The organism is Methylobacterium sp. WL119 (assembly GCF_008039875.1).
Lineage (GTDB): Bacteria > Pseudomonadota > Alphaproteobacteria > Rhizobiales > Beijerinckiaceae > Methylobacterium.
This window is the reverse complement of the sequence record NZ_VRUU01000097.1, coordinates 1-17,166: the sequence shown is the minus strand read 5'-3', so window position 1 is coordinate 17,166 and position 17,166 is coordinate 1. Positions and strand designations below refer to the sequence as shown.

Below are 17,166 nucleotides of genomic sequence, written 5' to 3'. Positions count from 1 at the left end.
CCCCTTGTCCGAGACAACACGGAAACGGCCCCCTCCCATGCGCGACGACGCCACCGGACGCACCTTCACCGCCCACGAATCGCGCGAGACGCCCTGGCTCAGCGTGGTGCTGGGCTACGGGCCGATGCTGCCGCTGGCGGCCGGCGCCGCCGCCGCCTGGTGGATGCGCGGCCAGCCGCTCGACTACCTCGTCGCCCTGATGACGATCCTCTACGGCGCCGCGATCCTGCTGTTCCTGGCGGGCGTCCGCCGCGGCGTCAGCTTCCGCACCGAGGGCGGCCCGACGGTGATGCAGATCGCGACGATGCTCGGGCTGTTCGTGCTCGGGCTCTCCGCCCTCGTCACCGTGGTGATGGGCAAGGCGATCCCGGCGCTCGGCCTCCTGATCGTCGGCTACGCCGCCATCGCCGTGCTCGACCCGATCGCCGCGCGCGCCGGCGAGGCGCCGCTGTTCTTCGCCCGCCTGCGCCCGCTGCAGATGCCGATCGCGGTGATCAGCCTCGCGGCCCTGCTCTGGCTGAAGTGGATCTCGCCGTACTAGGTCGCCGCGTCGACCCACCGGGCGCGTCGCCAACCGTGCATCCCCTCGCCCCGCACGCGGGGAGAGGGCCGTGTCTCCCCCTTGTCGGGGAGCACGGCGAGGCGGCAGCCGACGGTGAGGGGGCTTCGACCGAGGAGCCTCCTCCGATCGCACCCCCTCACCCTCGCTTCGGCTTCGCCGCCGCTGCTCAGCGGCACGACGAGGTGCCGCTGAGCCTCTCCCCGCGTGCGGGGAGAGGGGCTCCCCGCGATCCATCTGCGGGCGTCGTGCCATGCCGTCGGGATCCGGTCGCGCGACGCCGTCGCCAAGCCGCCGGCTTGCCGCTGCCCCCGCCGCCGCGATACAGCCCAGCGACCCCCGAAGCGCGCGATCGAAACGAACCGTCATGTCCAAGGCCGATTCCAACACCGGCGAGAAGCCCGGCCTGAAGGCCCGCCTGCCGCGCGGCTTCGTCGATCGCCGCGCCGCCGAGATCGCGGCGCAGGGGCGAATGCTGGAGACGATCCGGGCGACGTTCGAGCTCTACGGCTTCGAGGCGCTGGAGACCCCGTTCGTCGAGTACACCGAGGCGCTGGGCAAGTTCCTGCCCGACCTCGACCGCCCGAACGAGGGCGTGTTCTCATTCCAGGACGACGACGAGGCCTGGCTCTCGCTCCGCTACGACCTGACCGCGCCGCTCGCCCGCCACGTGGCCGAGAACTTCGACGCGATCCCCAAGCCCTATCGCAGCTTCCGCAACGGGTTCGTCTTCCGCAACGAGAAGCCGGGGCCGGGCCGCTTCCGCCAGTTCATGCAGTTCGACGCCGACATCGTCGGCGCGCCGTCGGTCGCCGCCGATGCCGAGGCCTGCATGCTGATGGCCGACACGCTGGACCGGCTCGGGCTCGCCGGCCGGTACGTGATCAAGGTCAACAACCGGAAGGTGCTGGACGGCGTGCTCGCGACGATCGGGCTCGCCGGCGACGCCCAGGCCGGGCAGCGCCTGACCGTGCTGCGCGCGATGGACAAGTTCGACAAGTTCGGCACCGAGGGCGTGCGCCTGCTGCTCGGCCCCGGCCGCAAGGACGAATCGGGCGACTTCACCAAGGGCGCCGGGCTCGATTCCGGCCAGGCCGACAAGGTGATCGCGCTGCTGCTCGGCGGCGGCTCGGACACGGCGCCCGAGCGCTTCGCCTTCGTCGACGCGCTGCTCTCGGCCTTCGGCGAGAACGAGACCGCGCGGGCCGGCATCGAGGAGCTTCGGACGATCGCCACGCTGGTCGACGCGGCCGGCTACGGCGTCGACCGCATCCGCGTCGACCCCTCCGTGGTGCGCGGGCTCGAATACTACACCGGCCCGGTCTACGAGGCCGAGCTGACCTTCCCCGTCGTCAACGAGGACGGGCAGACCGTGCGCTTCGGCTCGGTCGCCGGCGGCGGGCGCTACGACGGGCTCGTCGGGCGGTTCCGCAGCGAGCCGGTGCCGGCCACCGGCTTCTCCATTGGCGTGTCGCGGCTGTTCTCGGCGCTGCAGCTCACCGGCAGCCCGCTCGTCGAGGCGGCGGCGAAGCCCGGCCCGGTGGTGGTGCTGGTGCTCGACCGCGACGAGATCGCCGCCTACCAGCGGCTCGTCGCCACCCTGCGGCAGGCCGGCATCCGGGCCGAGCTCTACCTCGGCGGGGCCGGGATGAAGGCGCAGATGAAGTATGCCGACCGCCGCGGCAGCCCGGTGGCGATCATCCAGGGCTCGAACGAGCGCGCGGCCGGCGAGGTCCAGGTCAAGGACCTCATCGCCGGCGCCGAGGCCGCCCGCAACATCGCCAGCAACGCCGAGTGGAAGGCCGCCCGGCCGGCGCAGTTCTCCTGCCCGGAGGCCGAGATGGTCGCCCGCGTGCGCGAGGTGCTGGCCCAGCACTTTTCGGACGAGGCCTGAAGGCAAGCGCCAACGGTCAGACTCTCCCTCCCCCCACTGCGGGGAGGGGGGGCCTCGGCTCACGCGAGGGTCGGGAGAGGGGAGCGACCTCTCCGGATACGGCGCTCCCTCTCCCGACCCGCTTCGCGGGCCACCCTGTCCCGCACCCCAGTCGGGCCTGCCCGACTGGGGCACACGGGGTGCGGATCTCGGGCGAGCCCGAGATCCGTCGGGGGAGGGAAGAGCGGCGGCCCCCTCAGCGCGGGCAGCCGGCGGCGCGCTCCCGGCGCTGGATCTCGGCGACCTTGGCGCGGTTTCGCGCCGGGAGCGGCACGTCGGCGATGTCGCCGTAGCGGCAGCCGGCCTTGCCGAAGGCGCGGAGCCCGCGCGGCGTGCGGCAAGCAGCAGCCGGCCTCGGCGTAGACCGCGTTGCGCTCGCCCCGGAGCGCGTCGCGAGGGACTTCCGCCCGCGCCGGCGCGGCGAGGAGCGGCCAAGTCTTCAGGGCCAACGTCGCCAGGGCCAAGGTCGCCAGGGCCCAGATCGCCAGGGCCAAGGTCGCCGGGAGGAAGGCGAGGGGGGCGCGCATCGGAGCCGGTTCCCATCGGGTTGGGGACCCATCAGAGCCGGTGCGCCGGGCGCCGCACGGCCGCCGCGTCCCACAGGTTCGCCCCTGCGTGTTCATTCGCGCCCGTGCGCGGCGGCGGGGCGGTCGCCAAGCCCGGTTCCGGTTGCTACAGAACCGCTCGACGACGACGGGCAGGATCATGACGCGACCGCAGGCAGGAGAGATGGGGGCGGACGGGCTCGCGCAGGCGCGGCTCTCGGCGCATCTCGCGCAGGGCGGCTACCGCTTCGTGACGCCGCCGGTGCTGCAGCCGGTGGAGCCGTTCCTGGAACTGTCCGGCGAGGACATCCGCCGGCGCATCTTCGTGACGCAGGGCTCGGACGGGGCCGAGCTGTGCCTGCGGCCGGAGCTGACGATCCCCGTCTGCCGCCTGCATCGCGCGCAGGCCGAGGGGCAGGCGGCCGATTACAGCTATTGCGGCCCGGTCTTCCGGCTGGCGGCCGATGAGCCCGACGAGTTCCTGCAGGCCGGCATCGAATCGATCGGCCGCACCGACACGCCGGCCGCCGATGCCGAGGTGCTCGGCATCGCGCTGGAAGGCCTCGCCCTGTTCGGGCACGCGGCGCCGGGCGTGCGCCTCGGCGACATGGGGCTCACGGTGGCGCTGCTGGAGGCCCTGAGCGTGCCGCCGGCCGCCAAGCGCCGGACGCTGCGGGCGCTCGCGGCCGGGCGCTCGCTCGACGCGGTCACCAACGCCGCCCAGCCCGAGGACCCGCATGCGGGCTTGCTCGCCGCGATCCAGGGCCAGGACCCGCGCGGCGTCCGCGCCTTCGTCGAGGACGTGCTGGCGATCGCCGGGATCTCGGCGGTGGGCGGGCGCAGCGCCGGCGAGATCGCCGAGCGGTTCCTGGCCAAGGCCGCGGCCCAGGCCAACGGCGGCGCCGGCCTGAACGCCGAGAACCGTGCGCTCGTCGACCGCTACCGCGCGATCGGGGGCGACCCGGACGCCGCCGCCCGCGACCTGCGGGGCCTCGTCCGCGACGCGGGCCTGCGCCACGACGCGCTCGAGGCGGCGCTCGACCTGTTCGAGGAGCGCAACGGCTTCATCGCCGCCCGCGGCCTGGCGCTCGAGGGTTTTCGCTTCTCCGGCGCCTTCGCGCGCAACCTCGACTACTATACCGGCTTCATCTTCGAGGTGACGGCGACGACGGACCGCGCCGGCCCGGTGCTGGTCGGCGGCGGCCGCTACGACGGGCTCCTGACCCATCTCGGCAGCGCGACCGCGCAGCCGGCGGTCGGCTGCACCTTCTGGGTCGACCGCGTCGCGCGCTGGGTCGACCCCGCGGCGGGAGCCGGCCGACCCGTGGCGGGAGCCGCCCGATGAGCGAGACCATGGACATCCCGGACGCCCCCCTGGTGCTGGCCGTGCCCTCCAAGGGCCGGCTGCAGGAGAACGCCGCCGCCTTCTTCGGCCGCGCCGGCCTGCGCCTGGCGCAGGGGGCGGGCGCGCGCGACTACCGCGGCAAGCTCGTGGGCGTGGCCGGCGTCGAGGTGCGCTACCTCTCCGCCTCCGAGATCGCGAGCCAGCTCGCCTCGGGCGCGGCCCATCTCGGCATCACCGGCGAGGACCTGATCCGCGAGACGCTGCCCGACGTGCACGGCCAGGTCGAGCTCCTGACGCCGCTCGGCTTCGGCAACGCCACCGTGGTGGTGGCCGTGCCCCAGGCCTGGATCGACGTGCGCGCCATGGCCGACCTCGACGAGGTCGCCGCCGAGATGCGCGCCCGCCACGGACGGCGCCTGCGCATCGCCACGAAGTACGTCAACCTCACCCGCCGCTTCTTCGCGGAGAAGGGGGTGGCCGACTACCGGATCGTGGAGAGCCTGGGCGCCACCGAGGGCGCGCCGGCCGCGGGCTCGGCCGAGATCGTGGTCGACATCACCACCACCGGCGCGACGCTGGCCGCCAACGCCCTGAAGATCCTCGACGATGGGGTGATCCTGCGCTCGGAGGCCAACCTCGTCGCCTCGCTCAACGCGCCCTGGGGCGCCCACCAGCGCGACGCGCTGCGCGCCGTGCTCGGCCGGATCGCCGCCGAGGAGCGGGCGCGGACCACCCGCGAGGTCCGCGCCGCGATGCCGGATTCCGGCGCGATCGACCTCGCCAGCATCAGCGGCCTGCACGAGGCCGAGCTGCCCTACGGCGCCCCGCGCGGGGCCGACGGCGAGATCGTGATGCGCTGTCCCGCGGACGCGGTGTTCGACCTCGCCGACGCCCTGGTCCGGGCCGGCGCCAGGGCCGTCACCGTCCGCCGGATCGACTACGCCTTCGCCGCCGAGAACCCGCTGGCGGAGCGGCTCCTGGCGCGGCTGTAGCGGCTGCAATCTGGCAAGACGCCCCGTGCCGTGCTCGATGTCTTCTCGTGGGCGACACGGTGACAATCTGCCTGCCGTAGCACTGCCGTCCCCCATCGATGGCAGGAGCGCATTGCGGGGTTCCGGCAGGCCCCGCCCCACGGCGTGAGGAGGCTTCGGCCTCCTTTCGCATGTCAGAGGGCGGCCCGGATGAGCGGGTACGGCTTGCGCAACTCCCGTCTCATGTCCCGGTCCCGCATCGTTGGGAACACCAACCGGTCGCCTATTGCGGCCCCTGCTTGGCGAATTCCGACTGCACCGCGCGCAGCACCGTCAGGCGCGCGTCGTAGATCGCCTTGAGGCAGGCGGTGTCGGCGGCGCAGGCGCGGCGCTCGGCGAGCCAGGTCTCCTGGTCGTCGCGCAGCTTGGCGCGGCCGCCCATCGGCAGCACGTCCTTCAGGATCTCGAAGCGGGTCGCCATCTCGACGTCGCGGTCGTTCAGGGCGAGCGTGGTGCAGACCGCCCGCTCGTCGGCGGCCTTCGCCGCCTCGCAGTCGAAGCTCGCGGCCCGGGCCGGCCCGGCGGCCAGCAGGAGGGCGAGGACGGGCAGGACAGGCAGGACAGGCAGGACGAGGCTCGGCTTGATGGCGAAGGTCATGGCGGTCCAACGGGGTGCGGCGGCGATGCGTTCGCCATCGCATGCCGGCCGGGCTAACCGAACGGAAAAATCGCTTCTTTCGGCGCCGCCGACAGAACGGCCCCCTGCGGTCGCAGCCGCGTCGGGCGGGGGATGGCTCGACCTCCGCCGACGATCTCCGGACCGCGATCGCCCCGCTCTCGCCGGCATCCCGTTCGGGCGGCGCTCGGGCCTGCCCTGCACGCTGAGACCGGATTCGGAATCGGCCAGATCATCCCCCCGCCCGGACAGCTTCCAACCAGCGGTAGTTCATGCCGGATTAACACGCTGCGAGGTGTGATCGCGGTGCGACGTGCGGAACAAGCGTCGCTCCTTGAGGTGTTCCCATGAAGATCAAGAGCAAGACTTCCACCATCAAGTCGGTATCTGTCGCGCTCGGCGCGCTCGTCCTCGTGAATACGGGCGCTTGCGCTCAGTACGCGTCGGATCAGGCCGCGCACGCCGCCGACGTCCGCGCCATCCAGGCCCGACGCGATCAGCATGCCGCCAACGTCGCGGCGCTGTACGGGGATTACGCGGCGGCCGATGCCTACGCGCACGCCGCCCATGTTCGACGCGTTCAGTCCTACCGGGACGCCGGGTACGCGCAGCGGCTCCGGTACTGGGGCTACTGAGGTCCGGATCGATCCTCTGCCGCCGGCCGATCGATGTGCGCGCCGAGCCGGGACGACGGATCGTCCCGACCCGGCGCGCGGACGCGGCCGCACGGCGATCGAAGGTGTCTTTCCATCCGGCATCCATCGCACTCGAACATGCCCTAGAGGCCGGGCTTCACGATCACCAGCACGACGATGACGATCATCAGCAGCGTCGGCACCTCGTTGAGCACCCGGTAGAACTTATGGCCGCGGGTATTCCGGTCGGCGGCGAAGTCCTTGACCATCCGGGCGAGCCAGCCGTGGATGCCGCTCATCGCCAGCACCAGCAGGAACTTCGCCTGGAGCCACCCGGTGACGTAGGCGCCGCTGGTCCAGGCCAGCGTCAGCCCGAGCACCCAGGTGACGATCATCGCCGGGTTCATGATCGCCTTGAGCAGGCGCCGCTCCATCACCTTGAACGTCGCCGACTGCGCCGCCGCGCCCGGCCCGGGGGGGAGGGCGGCGTGATAGACGAACAGCCGCGGCAGGTAGAGCATCCCGGCCATCCACGCGATCACCGCGACGACGTGGAACGCCTTGATCCAGGGATAGAGGGTGTCGAGCACGGGCGAGGGTTCCGGATGGGATGGTCGGACAGGGCGCACGTCTCCGACATCGCACGGATAGGGCGCGTTTCCCCTCTCCCCGCGTGCGGGGAGAGGCCCACAGGCACCTCTTCGTGCCTGTGGGAAGCGGCGGCGAAGCCGAAGCGGCGGTGAGGGGGCGCGGACGAACGAGGCTCCGCCGTCGAAGCCCCCTCACCGTCGGCTGCCGCCTCGCCGCGACGACGACGAGGTCGTCGCGGCCCTCTCCCCGCAGGCGGGGCGAGGGGATGCGCGGCCTCTCGGACGCTTTTCAGGAGGACGGCGAGCCGCCCCTCAACCGCGCCAGCATCTGCTCCACGTGGGCCACCGGCGTCTGCGGGGTGATGCCGTGGCCGAGGTTGAAGATGTGCGGCAGGCCGCGGGTGGCCTCGAGCACCGCGTCGACGGCCGCGTCGAGGGCCGCGCCGCCTTCGATGAGCGTGTCGGGGTGGACGTTGCCCTGGGTCACCGTCGTCGCCGGCACCCGGTCGCGCAGGGCCTTGAGGTCGATCGACCAGTCGACGCCGACCGCGTCGGCGCCGGTCTCGGGCACCACCCGGGCATGGCCCTCGAGCCCGGCGCCGCGGCAGAACACGATGATCTTCGCATCCGGCACCTCGGCGCGGATGCCGGCGACCATCCGGGCGATCGGCCCGAACGACCAGCGGCTCAGCGCGTCGCGCTCGGTCTCCTCGGGGAGCGCGCTGTCGGAGACGTCGCCCACCGGCTCGACCAGCGCCGTGCCCGGCGGCAGCGCCGGCGGCAGCGTGCCGGCATGCGACTCGAAGATCTGCACCGCGTCGGCGCCGGCCCGGAGCTGGCGCACGAGGTAGGCCGTCTGCACCGTGACCAGGCGGTCGATCAGCGCGTCGACCAGGCCCGTGTCGGCCTCGGCCAGCGCACGGGCGGGCGCGAGGTCCGGCGTGCCCCGTCCCCCGATCATGTAGCTCGCCACCGTCCAGGGGCCCCCGCAGAAGCCCAGGAGCGTGGTCTCGGGCGGCAGCTCCGCCCGCAGGCGCCGCACCGTCTCGAAGACCGGCGCGAGATGGGCGAAGATCGCCGGGTCGTCGGCCTGGCGCAGGCGCTCGAACGCGGCCCGGCCTTCGAGCGGATCGAGGCGCGGCCCCTCGCCCTCGACGAAGCGGACGTCCTGCCCGAGGGCGTGCGGGATCACGAGGATGTCCGAGAACAGGATCGAGGCCTCGAAGCCGAAGCGCCGGATCGGCTGCAGCGTGACCTCGACGGCGAAGTCCGGGCTGTAGCAGAGGTCCAGGAACGAGCCGGCCTCCGCCCGCGTCGCCCGGTACTCCGGCAGGTAGCGCCCGGCCTGGCGCATCATCCAGGCGGGGGGCGGCGAGACCGCCTCGCCGGCGAGCACCCTGAGGACCTTGCGGTCGGGACCACCCTGCACCGTGCCCTGCGTGGCCATCCTGTCCCCCAATGCCGCCTCCCGTTCCGCCCTGCCGGGCTCAGGTCTCGTTCTCGAAAGGCCCGTTCGTCCGGTCCCCGTCGCGGCGCGACGAGGCCGTCCCCAGGCCGGCTCTATCTTAGAGAAGAGAGATTCTAGGACTCTGTTTTTTCTCTTGGAGGCTGAGTCACGGGATCGCAACCGTGTCCACAGGCTCTCCCGGCCGCAACGCCGTTAAGCAGGCTTTAACGGATTGCCGCTAATGTCTGCGATAGGCCAGTCCCGCCAGCGCCTTGCGCGGTGCGACGGAGCCGTGCGCGTGCCTGCGTCCCGGATTCTCCCAGGCGCACGGATTCCGCCATGCCGATGATGACGGCCTGTTGACGCCGGAGTCGATGGATTTCGCGGTCTCCGGCTGGACCGGGCCGGCGGGCCATCCTATCCACACTCATCGACTCCCCTGACGGCCGGCGGTGGATAAGGGCGTTTCGTCCCTTTTTCCCGATTCCGAGGAGACCGGATGCTTCGAGCGGCCGCGCGTTCCGACATCGTCTCCTCCGGCCGCCGGATGCGGTCGGCGCCCTGCGGGGACGCGTGCGGGCGGCGAGGGGCACGGATATGAGCCGCAGCTACTTCCACCTCCACCTCGTCTCGGATTCCACCGGCGAGACCCTGATCAACGTCGGCCGCGCGGCCGCCGCGCAGTACGAGGGCGTCTCGGCGATCGAGCACGTCTACCCGCTGGTGCGCTCCGGGCCGCAGCTCGAGCGGGTGATCTCGGAGATCCAGGCGGCGCCGGGCCTCGTGCTCTACACCCTCGTCGGCGGCGATCTCGGCGAGCGGCTGGAGAGCGCGTGCCGGGAATCGAGCTCGCCCTGCCTCTCGGTGCTGCAGCCGGTGCACAACCTGCTGCAATCCTACCTCGGCACCCAGAAGGCGGCGCGGCCGGGGGCGCAGCACACGCTCAACGCGGAGTACTTCAAGCGCATCGACGCGATGAACTTCACCCTGGCCCACGACGACGGCAACCTGCCCGACGACCTCGAGGAGGCCGACGTGATCCTGATCGGGGTCAGCCGCACCTCGAAGACGCCGACGGGGATCTACCTCGCCAACCGCGGGCTCAAGACCACCAACCTGCCGCTCGTGCCCGGCATGCCGCTGCCGCCGGCGCTGGAGCGGGTGCGCAAGGCCCTCGTCGTCGGGCTGATCGCGTCGCCCGAGCGCATCGTCCAGATCCGCCAGAACCGGCTGCTCAGCCTCAAGGCCGACGATTCCTCGATGTACGTCGACAAGGACGCGGTCGCCGACGAGATCACCGCCTCGCGCCGCCTGTTCAGCAAGAACCGCTGGCCGACCATCGACGTCACCCGCCGCTCGATCGAGGAGACCGCCGCCGCGATCCTCGACCTCTACCGCGACCACCGGCTGAAGTTCATCGCGGCGTGAGGCCGGCCCTCACGCCCGCCCTGCTGCCGGCCGGGCGGATGCTGGGCTCCAGGCCCGAGGCCCGGAGCACGCCCATGAAGGTCGCGAGCTGCGGATTCCCGCGGTTCGACAGGGCGCGATAGAGGCTTTCCCGCGATCGGCCGGTCGCCTAGGCGATCCGGGCCATTCCGTGGGCGCGCGCCGCCTTCCGGCAAGGACGCGCGGGCGGCGTATCGCCGGCGTGAGCAGCGATGCAGCTTCGAAGCGACACTTCGTCGGCCCGATGCTGGGCCCACGGCCCGTCCCGCAACGCACACCCGCCCGCACCCACGCCGTTGACCACCCGCTAACCCGGGTCGCGGTAGACTCGTCTCGGGGCCAGCGTCGCGTATCGGTCCCGCCGGCCTCGTCGCCCGGTTCATCCCGGACGGCGGGGCTTTGCGCGTCGCGCCCGGCGACGATCGGCTTGCGGGCGCGCGCCGATCCGTGACACTCCGGCGGGATGCAGCCTTCCTCCCCCTGGCTCGGGTCCGCGCCGCTCCTCCTCGCCTCGACCAGCCCGACGCGGCGGATGCTGCTGGAGAGCGCCGGCCTAGCCGTCGAGACGACGGCGCCGGGCGTCGACGAGCGCGCGGTCGAGGCGGCCTGCGCCGGCCCGGATCCCGGGACTTCGTCCGGGACCCTTTCGCCCGAGGCCTTGGCGCTGCGGCTCGCCGAGGCCAAGGCGGTGGCGGTCGCCGGGCGGCATCCCGGCCGCGTCGTCGTCGGGGCCGACCAGGTGCTCGCCTGCGACGGCGCGGTGTTCCACAAGCCCGCGGGCCTGGACGCGGCGCGCGCGCAGCTGGCGCGCCTGGCCGGGCGCACCCACCTCCTGCACGCGGCGGTCGCCCTGGCGCAGGACGGCGCGGTCGAGAGCTTCGTCGAGACCGCGCGCCTGACCCTGCGCCCGCTCGATCCCCAGGCGATCGCGACTTACGTGGCGCTGGCGGGCGCGGAGCGCGTGCGGGCGAGCGTCGGCGGCTACCAGCTCGAAGGGCTCGGCATCCATCTGTTCGAGCGGGTCGAGGGCGACCACAGCACCATCCTGGGCCTGCCGCTGCTGCCGCTGCTCGCGCGGCTGCGGGCCAAGGGCCTCCTGGCATTCTAGGGACGCGACATGGCGGGACACGATCACCACGACCCTGCCGGGCACCGGCATCCCGATGCGGGGCACGACCGGGGCCACGACCATGCCGGCCATGATCACGGTGCGCATGACCACGCGGGTCACGACCATGCCGGGCACAGCCATGCCGGGCACAGCCATGCCGGACATGGTCATGGCGGCCACGGCCACGTCCACGCGCCGGCGAGCTTCGGACGTGCCTTCGCCATCGGCATCGGGCTCAACGCCGCCTTCGTGGTGATCGAAGCCGGCTATGGATGGGCCGCCAACTCGATGTCGCTGGTGGCCGATGCCGGCCACAACCTTTCCGACGTGCTCGGGCTGGTGGCCGCCTGGGTCGCCTCGGTGCTGGTCAAGCGCCGCTCGACCGCGCGCTTCACCTACGGCCTGCGCGGCTCCTCGATCCTGGCCGCCCTGTTCAACGCCGTGTTCCTGCTCGTCGCCACCGGCGCGATCCTGTGGGAGGCGGTCTCGCGCCTGATCCATCCCGAGCCGGTGGCCGGCACCACGGTGATGGTGGTGGCCGGCCTCGGCATCCTGGTGAACGGGGTCACCGCCTGGCTGTTCGCGTCGGGCGCCAAGGGCGACATCAACATCCGCGGCGCCTTCCTGCACATGGCCGCCGACGCCGCGGTCTCGGCCGGCGTCGTGCTCGCCGGCCTGATCATCCTCGCCACCGGCCTCGACTGGATCGACCCCGCCGTCAGCCTCGTCGTCGCCGGGCTCATCGTCTGGGCGACCTGGGGCCTGCTGCGCGACAGCGTCGCGATGTCCCTCGACGCGGTGCCGCCGGGCATCGACCCGGACGCGGTGCGCGCCTATCTCGGCGCCCGTCACGGGGTCTCGGGCCTGCACGACCTCCACATCTGGCCGATGAGCACCACCGAGATCGCGCTGACGGCCCATCTCGTGATGGCGGACGGCCATCCGGGCAACGGCTTCCTCGTGGAGATCGCCGAGGCCCTGCGCGCCCGCTTCGGCATCGCCCACGCCACGGTGCAGATCGAGGAGGCCGGCGGGCCGCCCTGCCTCCTCGCGCGGGAGTGCGTCGCGTGAGGCGCGCCTTCGTCGTCGGCCACCCGATCGCGCATTCGCGCTCGCCGCTGATCCACGGGCACTGGCTGGCCGAGCACGGGATCGCCGGCAGCTACGCGCGCATCGCCGTCGCGCCGGCGGACTTCGCCGAGTTCTTTCGCAGGCTACCGGAATCGGGTTTTGCCGGCGGCAACGTCACGATCCCGCACAAGGAGGCGGCCTTCGCGCTGAGCGACAGCCTGACGCCGCGGGCGCGGGCGATCGGCGCGGTCAACACGCTGGTCGTCGGCGCCGACGGGCGCATCGCCGGCGACAACACCGACGCGCCGGGCTTCGCCGCGCATCTCGACCGGAACCTCGGCGAAGGCTGGCCCGAGCGGGCCGGCGCCGCGCTGGTGCTCGGGGCCGGCGGGGCGGCGCGCGCCATCGTCGTCGGCCTGGCCGAGCGCGGCCTGGCGCGGATCGTGGTCGCCAACCGCACCCGCGAGCGGGCGGAGGCCGTGGCGGCCTTGGCCCCCGGCATCGCCACCGCGATCGCCTGGGACGCGATCCCAGAGGCGATGCCGGGGGCCGGGCTCCTGGTGAACACCACCGCGCTCGGCATGGCCGGCCAGCCGCCGCTCGGCCTCGACCTCGGCCCGCTGCCGGCCCGCGCGGCGGTGGCCGACATCGTCTACGTGCCGCTGGAGACGCCGCTGCTTGCCGCCGCCCGCGCCCGCGGCCTTGCCGCCGTCGACGGGCTCGGGATGCTGCTGCACCAGGCCGTGCCCGGCTTCGAAGCCTGGTTCGGCGTGCGCCCGGCGGTGACGGAGGCCCTGCGCGCCGTCGTCGTGGCCGACCTGCCGGGATAGATTGGCCTGGATGAGCGACACCGCGCGCAAAAAACCGTTCGTGCTCGGGCTCACCGGCTCGATCGGCATGGGAAAGTCCGCCACCGCGGCGATGTTCGCCGCCCGCTTCGTGCCGGTGCACGACGCCGACGCGGCGGTGCATGCGCTCTACGGGCCGGGCGGCGCGGCGGCCGAGGCGATCGGCGCCGCCTTCCCCGGCACGCTCGCGCCCGACGGCGGCGTCGACCGCACCCGCCTGCGCGACGCGGTGCTCGGGCGGCCGGACAGGCTCGCGACGCTGGAAGGGCTGGTCCATCCGCTGGTCCGCGCCGCCGGCCACGCCTTCCTCGAGCGCCACGCGGCCGCGCCGCTGGTGCTGCTCGACGTGCCCCTGCTCTACGAGACCGGCGGCGAGACCCGCTGCGACGCCGTCCTCGTGGTCACCGCGCCGCCCGCGGTGCAGCGCGCCCGGGTGCTCGCCCGCCCCGGCATGACCGAGGCCGCCTTCGAGGCGATCCGCGCCAAGCAGATGCCGGACGCCGAGAAGCGGGCGCGGGCCGACTACGTGATCGACACGAGCCTCGGCTTCGCCGCCGCCGAGGCGGAGGTGGCGCGGATCGTCGCGCGGATATCCGACCAGGCGGGACATCGCTGACGTGGCTCCAGCGATTAACCTGGTCCTAACCCATTCGCGATAAACTGCCGGATCAATAAGAATTAACGCATCACCGTTAATGATTGCCTTCGAATCAGGAGGTGGTGCTGCATGTCGAAACGCCTGGAAGCGATGCGGGCCAATCCCGCGGCTGGGTGGACCGTGTCGGACATCGCTGCGCTCTGCGCCGAGTTCGACGTAGCTTGCCATCCACCACGGGGCGGCGGTTCGCACTATCGGGTCGGCCACCGGTCGCAATTCGAAAAGTTGACGATCCCCGCCGCTCGGCCGATCAAGGGGTGGTATATCCGCGAACTTGTTCGGTTCATCGACAAGGTCGGAGCCGCGCCATGAGCGAACTCACCTACCCCGTGGTGATCTCCCCACTGACCCAGGACGACGGCGGCGGCTTCGCTGCGACCGTGCCCGATCTCCCCGGCTGCATGTCGGACGGCGAGACGCCCGAGGAAGCGCTCGTGAACGTCCGCGACGCGATCGACGCGTGGATCGCCATGGCTCGCGAGCTCGGTCATGCCGTGCCCCCTCCCTCGCACGCGCTGCAGCGGGCTGTCGGCTGAACGGCACGCGCCGTCCTCGGCCGACGTCCGCCGCCGCCCGACGGCGTTCGGTTCCTCCACAGGGGGCGATATTTCGTCGGGAGCCGATGCGGGGGCGGCGGGTTGGCAGCCCAGGGGCCGCCTGCCGTCGCGGGCCGCCCGCGACGCACCCGAAGGACATCCGCCATGGCCACCAAGCCGAAGACGCTGCACGATGCGTTCTACGAGACGTTGAAGGACGTCTACTACGCCGAGAAGCAGTCGGTGAAGGCGCTCAAGAAGTCGGCCAAGGCCGCCGAGCATGCCGAGCTCCGCCAGGCCTTCGAGACCCATGCCGAGGAGAGCGCCAACCAAGTCGAGCGGCTCGGCCAGGTGTTCGAGATCATCGGCAAGCCGGCCCGCGCCAAGACCTGCGAGGCGATGCAGGGCATCACCTCCGAGATGGAGGAGGACCTGGAGGATTTCGGCGACAGCCCCGCCGCCGACGCGGTGCTGGCGGCCTGCGCCCAGGCGGTCGAGCACTACGAGATCGCCCGCTACGGCACCCTGAAGACCTGGGCCGCCCAGCTCGGCTACGCCGACGCGGCCAAGCTCCTCGACGAGACCCTGCAGGAGGAGAAGAAGACCGACGCGCTGCTCTCGGAGATCGCCGAGAAGCTTAACCTCGATGGCACCGAGCCGACCGAGGAGCCCGCCGGCAAGAAGGGCGGCCGCAAGGCGGCGTAGGCGCGCACCGAACGACCCCGTCCCCGCATCGCAGCGCACGACGCGCCCCCTCTCCCGCACGGGGGAGGGGGCGCGTCGTGCGTCGAGCGATCCGGTCCTGCGGGGATTGGCCGATCCGGCCATCCGCTTCGAGACGGCTTTCTCACCTCTCGGTTCGAGACCGACCCTGCCATCCCGGGGCTGCGCAGCAGAGCCCGGGATCCGGAGCCGCCGCCGGCGCCATCTTCAGCGCGACCTGCGGTTCTGGATGCCGGGCAGGTCCGCGGCGCCCCGGGATGACGACGGCGGGTTCCGCGACCGCGACGCCCATCGCTCCGATCCGCCCGCTCCGCGCGAGCCTCCGGTCGGAGCGAGGCCTCGGAAACCCACCCCCTTGAGCCGGCATCGAAAACGCGATATGCGTGGTCTGCCCTCCTAAAAAAAGCGCCGCCGCCGCATCCGTGAGCCCCCGGGGCTCCGCCCAGACGATGCACGGGTCCGCCGCAACCGTTTGCGGCCAGACATCCGGCGCCCTCTCCCGATTGCCAGGCTCCCTGCCTCAACCTTCGCTTTCGTCGGTTCAAGACATCCCATGAACGAACAGTCCGACGTCTCCGCCCTCGCGGACATCCCAGGCTCGAACTTGCCCGACTCGAACTTGCCCGACCCGACCCCGTCGACCGAGGGCGCGCTCGCGGCCTCCGACCTCGACGCCATGCGCGAGGTCAAGCTCCAGGACCTCAAGTCCAAGACGCCGACCGACCTGATCGCCTTCGCCGAGGAGGTCGAGGTCGAGAACGCCTCGACCATGCGCAAGGCTGAGCTGATGTTCGCGATCCTGAAGCAGCTCGCGGCCAAGGAGGTCGAGATCATCGGCGCCGGCACCTGCGAGGTGCTGCAGGACGGGTTCGGCTTCCTGCGCTCGTCGGAATCGAACTACCTGCCGGGCCCGGACGACATCTACATCTCGCCGACCCAGATCCGCCGCTTCGGCCTGCGCACCGGCGACACGGTGGAAGGCCCGATCCGTGGCCCCAAGGACGGCGAGCGCTACTTCGCGCTGCTCAAGGTCAACACAATCAACTTCGAGAACCCGGAGAAGATCAAGCACAAGGTCCACTTCGACAACCTGACGCCGCTGTTCCCGACCCAGCGCTTCAAGCTGGAGCTCGACGCGCCGCCGAAGAAGGACTTCTCGCCCCGCATCATCGACATCGTCGCCCCGATCGGCAAGGGCCAGCGCGCGCTGATCGTCGCGCCGCCGCGCACCGGCAAGACCGTGCTGATGCAGAACATCGCGCAGTCGATCACCATCAACCACCCGGAATGCTACCTCATCGTGCTGCTCATCGACGAGCGGCCGGAGGAGGTCACCGACATGATCCGCTCGGTGAAGGGCGAGGTCATCGCCTCGACCTTCGACGAGCCGGCCACCCGCCACGTGCAGGTCGCCGAGATGGTGATCGAGAAGGCCAAGCGCCTGGTCGAGCACGGCCGCGACGTGGTCATCCTGCTGGATTCGATCACCCGCCTCGGGCGCGCCTACAACACCGTGGTGCCGTCGTCGGGCAAGGTGCTCACCGGCGGCGTCGACGCCAACGCGCTGCAGCGCCCGAAGCGCTTCTTCGGCGCGGCCCGCAACATCGAGGAGGGCGGCTCGCTCTCGATCATCGCCACCGCGCTGATCGACACCGGCTCGCGCATGGACGAGGTGATCTTCGAGGAGTTCAAGGGCACCGGCAACTCCGAGATCATCCTGGACCGCAAGGTCTCGGACAAGCGCATCTTCCCGGCGATCGACATCACCCGCTCGGGCACCCGCAAGGAGGAGCTGCTGGTTCCCCCGGACGCGCTCAAGAAGACCTACGTGCTGCGCCGCATCCTCAACCCGATGGGCGTCACCGACGCGATCGAGTTCCTGATGGACAAGCTGCGCCAGACCAAGAGCAACGGCGACTTCTTCGACTCGATGAACACCTGAGGGGTTTCGGGCCTTCGGACGAAAAAGAAGGCCCCGATCCTTGGATCGGGGCCTTTTTCATATGCGCCGTACCTCTTCCCTCCCCCCTTAAGCGGGGGAGGGTGGGCCTCGCGTGAGCGAGGGTCGGGAG

The 17,166-nt window shown here is 72.0% G+C and carries 17 protein-coding genes and 1 pseudogene; 14 read left to right on the top strand and 4 right to left on the bottom strand.

Annotated features, from left to right (window positions below; genetic code table 11):
• The first annotated feature begins 37 nt into the window (after nt 1–37).
• The 4 genes from FV227_RS23375 (at nt 38) to hisG (ending at nt 5,374) form a co-directional block, all read left to right on the top strand.
• Complete coding sequence (locus tag FV227_RS23375; RefSeq protein WP_147729066.1) at nt 38–541, top strand: DUF3429 domain-containing protein; 504 nt, start codon at nt 38–40, stop codon at nt 539–541.
• Nucleotides 542–926: 385 nt separating this feature from the next.
• Nucleotides 927–2,453: a histidine--tRNA ligase gene (gene hisS, locus FV227_RS23365; protein ID WP_147729065.1), complete on the top strand. Its 1,527-nt coding sequence runs from the start codon at nt 927–929 to the stop codon at nt 2,451–2,453.
• Between the two features lie 744 nt (nt 2,454–3,197).
• A complete protein-coding gene (locus FV227_RS23355) occupies nt 3,198–4,382 on the top strand; it encodes an ATP phosphoribosyltransferase regulatory subunit (RefSeq protein WP_147860017.1) in 1,185 nt (394 codons plus the stop codon).
• Nucleotides 4,379–5,374, top strand: coding sequence for an ATP phosphoribosyltransferase (hisG, locus tag FV227_RS23350; RefSeq protein ID WP_246686611.1), 996 nt, complete (start codon nt 4,379–4,381; stop codon nt 5,372–5,374). The genes FV227_RS23355 and hisG overlap by 4 nt, the downstream gene beginning before the upstream one ends.
• 262 nt (nt 5,375–5,636) lie before the next feature.
• Here the strand turns inward: hisG and FV227_RS23345 are convergent, their stop codons facing one another.
• A complete protein-coding gene (locus tag FV227_RS23345; RefSeq protein ID WP_147729613.1) occupies nt 5,637–6,011 on the bottom strand; it encodes a lysozyme inhibitor LprI family protein in 375 nt (124 codons plus the stop codon).
• Nucleotides 6,012–6,376: 365 nt separating this feature from the next.
• On the opposite strand from FV227_RS23345, the gene FV227_RS23340 reads away from it, so the two are divergent.
• Complete coding sequence (locus FV227_RS23340) at nt 6,377–6,664, top strand: hypothetical protein (RefSeq protein ID WP_147728165.1); 288 nt, start codon at nt 6,377–6,379, stop codon at nt 6,662–6,664.
• 143 nt (nt 6,665–6,807) lie between these two features.
• On the opposite strand, the gene hemJ is transcribed toward FV227_RS23340, so the two are convergent.
• Together hemJ and FV227_RS23325 are read right to left on the bottom strand one after the other, a co-directional pair.
• Nucleotides 6,808–7,254 carry a protoporphyrinogen oxidase HemJ gene (gene hemJ / locus FV227_RS23335; RefSeq protein WP_147728164.1) on the bottom strand — a complete coding sequence of 149 codons (447 nt, stop codon included), beginning with the start codon at nt 7,252–7,254 and terminating at the stop codon, nt 6,808–6,810.
• Between the two features lie 289 nt (nt 7,255–7,543).
• Nucleotides 7,544–8,701, bottom strand: a complete 1,158-nt coding sequence (locus FV227_RS23325) for a uroporphyrinogen decarboxylase (RefSeq protein WP_147728163.1) — start codon at nt 8,699–8,701, stop codon at nt 7,544–7,546.
• Nucleotides 8,702–9,298: 597 nt separating this feature from the next.
• Between FV227_RS23325 and FV227_RS23320 the strand changes: the two genes are divergently transcribed.
• Complete coding sequence (locus FV227_RS23320) at nt 9,299–10,129, top strand: pyruvate, water dikinase regulatory protein (RefSeq protein ID WP_147728162.1); 831 nt, start codon at nt 9,299–9,301, stop codon at nt 10,127–10,129.
• Here the strand turns inward: FV227_RS23320 and FV227_RS30480 are convergent.
• Nucleotides 10,116–10,262: pseudogene (locus FV227_RS30480) on the bottom strand (putative addiction module antidote protein); the annotation flags it as partial. The gene FV227_RS23320 and the pseudogene FV227_RS30480 overlap by 14 nt on opposite strands.
• A 348-nt stretch (nt 10,263–10,610) precedes the next feature.
• Here FV227_RS30480 and FV227_RS23305 point away from each other — a divergent pair.
• The 8 genes from FV227_RS23305 (at nt 10,611) to rho (ending at nt 17,036) form a co-directional block, all read left to right on the top strand.
• Nucleotides 10,611–11,255, top strand: coding sequence for a Maf family nucleotide pyrophosphatase (locus tag FV227_RS23305; RefSeq protein ID WP_147728161.1), 645 nt, complete (start codon nt 10,611–10,613; stop codon nt 11,253–11,255).
• 9 nt (nt 11,256–11,264) lie between these two features.
• Nucleotides 11,265–12,329 carry a cation diffusion facilitator family transporter gene (locus FV227_RS30040; RefSeq protein WP_147728160.1) on the top strand — a complete coding sequence of 355 codons (1,065 nt, stop codon included), beginning with the start codon at nt 11,265–11,267 and terminating at the stop codon, nt 12,327–12,329.
• Complete coding sequence (locus tag FV227_RS30035; RefSeq protein ID WP_244033441.1) at nt 12,317–13,159, top strand: shikimate dehydrogenase; 843 nt, start codon at nt 12,317–12,319, stop codon at nt 13,157–13,159. The genes FV227_RS30040 and FV227_RS30035 overlap by 13 nt, the downstream gene beginning before the upstream one ends.
• 10 nt (nt 13,160–13,169) lie before the next feature.
• Nucleotides 13,170–13,793 (top strand): dephospho-CoA kinase, encoded by a 624-nt coding sequence (gene coaE, locus FV227_RS23290; RefSeq protein WP_147860016.1) that lies wholly within the window; start codon nt 13,170–13,172, stop codon nt 13,791–13,793.
• A gap of 111 nt (nt 13,794–13,904) precedes the next feature.
• Nucleotides 13,905–14,147, top strand: a complete 243-nt coding sequence (locus FV227_RS23285; RefSeq protein ID WP_147728283.1) for a type II toxin-antitoxin system HicA family toxin — start codon at nt 13,905–13,907, stop codon at nt 14,145–14,147.
• The gene (locus tag FV227_RS23280) at nt 14,144–14,371 is read left to right on the top strand and encodes a type II toxin-antitoxin system HicB family antitoxin (RefSeq protein ID WP_147728284.1); all 228 of its coding nucleotides are present in this window, start codon (nt 14,144–14,146) and stop codon (nt 14,369–14,371) included. Before FV227_RS23285 ends, FV227_RS23280 begins: the two co-directional genes overlap by 4 nt.
• A gap of 165 nt (nt 14,372–14,536) precedes the next feature.
• Nucleotides 14,537–15,076, top strand: a complete 540-nt coding sequence (locus FV227_RS23275) for a ferritin-like domain-containing protein (RefSeq protein ID WP_147728285.1) — start codon at nt 14,537–14,539, stop codon at nt 15,074–15,076.
• A gap of 694 nt (nt 15,077–15,770) precedes the next feature.
• Nucleotides 15,771–17,036 carry a transcription termination factor Rho gene (rho, locus tag FV227_RS23270; RefSeq protein WP_147728289.1) on the top strand — a complete coding sequence of 422 codons (1,266 nt, stop codon included), beginning with the start codon at nt 15,771–15,773 and terminating at the stop codon, nt 17,034–17,036.
• Nucleotides 17,037–17,166 lie beyond the last annotated feature (130 nt).

What these genes read in the sequence shown, in the direction of transcription:
- FV227_RS23340 (WP_147728165.1), top strand. Translation starts at nt 6,377, where the DNA reads ATGAAGATCAAGAGCAAGACTTCCACCATCAAGTCGGTATCTGTCGCG.
- FV227_RS23355 (WP_147860017.1), top strand. Translation starts at nt 3,198, where the DNA reads ATGACGCGACCGCAGGCAGGAGAGATGGGGGCGGACGGGCTCGCGCAG.
- FV227_RS30040 (WP_147728160.1), top strand. Translation starts at nt 11,265, where the DNA reads ATGGCGGGACACGATCACCACGACCCTGCCGGGCACCGGCATCCCGAT.
- coaE (WP_147860016.1), top strand. Translation starts at nt 13,170, where the DNA reads ATGAGCGACACCGCGCGCAAAAAACCGTTCGTGCTCGGGCTCACCGGC.
- hisS (WP_147729065.1), top strand. Translation starts at nt 927, where the DNA reads ATGTCCAAGGCCGATTCCAACACCGGCGAGAAGCCCGGCCTGAAGGCC.
- hisG (WP_246686611.1), top strand. Translation starts at nt 4,379, where the DNA reads ATGAGCGAGACCATGGACATCCCGGACGCCCCCCTGGTGCTGGCCGTG.
- FV227_RS23280 (WP_147728284.1), top strand. Translation starts at nt 14,144, where the DNA reads ATGAGCGAACTCACCTACCCCGTGGTGATCTCCCCACTGACCCAGGAC.
- rho (WP_147728289.1), top strand. Translation starts at nt 15,771, where the DNA reads ATGCGCGAGGTCAAGCTCCAGGACCTCAAGTCCAAGACGCCGACCGAC.
- FV227_RS23320 (WP_147728162.1), top strand. Translation starts at nt 9,299, where the DNA reads ATGAGCCGCAGCTACTTCCACCTCCACCTCGTCTCGGATTCCACCGGC.
- FV227_RS23375 (WP_147729066.1), top strand. Translation starts at nt 38, where the DNA reads ATGCGCGACGACGCCACCGGACGCACCTTCACCGCCCACGAATCGCGC.
- FV227_RS23325 (WP_147728163.1), bottom strand. Translation starts at nt 8,701, where the DNA reads ATGGCCACGCAGGGCACGGTGCAGGGTGGTCCCGACCGCAAGGTCCTC.
- FV227_RS23345 (WP_147729613.1), bottom strand. Translation starts at nt 6,011, where the DNA reads ATGACCTTCGCCATCAAGCCGAGCCTCGTCCTGCCTGTCCTGCCTGTC.
- FV227_RS23305 (WP_147728161.1), top strand. Translation starts at nt 10,611, where the DNA reads ATGCAGCCTTCCTCCCCCTGGCTCGGGTCCGCGCCGCTCCTCCTCGCC.
- FV227_RS23285 (WP_147728283.1), top strand. Translation starts at nt 13,905, where the DNA reads ATGTCGAAACGCCTGGAAGCGATGCGGGCCAATCCCGCGGCTGGGTGG.
- FV227_RS23275 (WP_147728285.1), top strand. Translation starts at nt 14,537, where the DNA reads ATGGCCACCAAGCCGAAGACGCTGCACGATGCGTTCTACGAGACGTTG.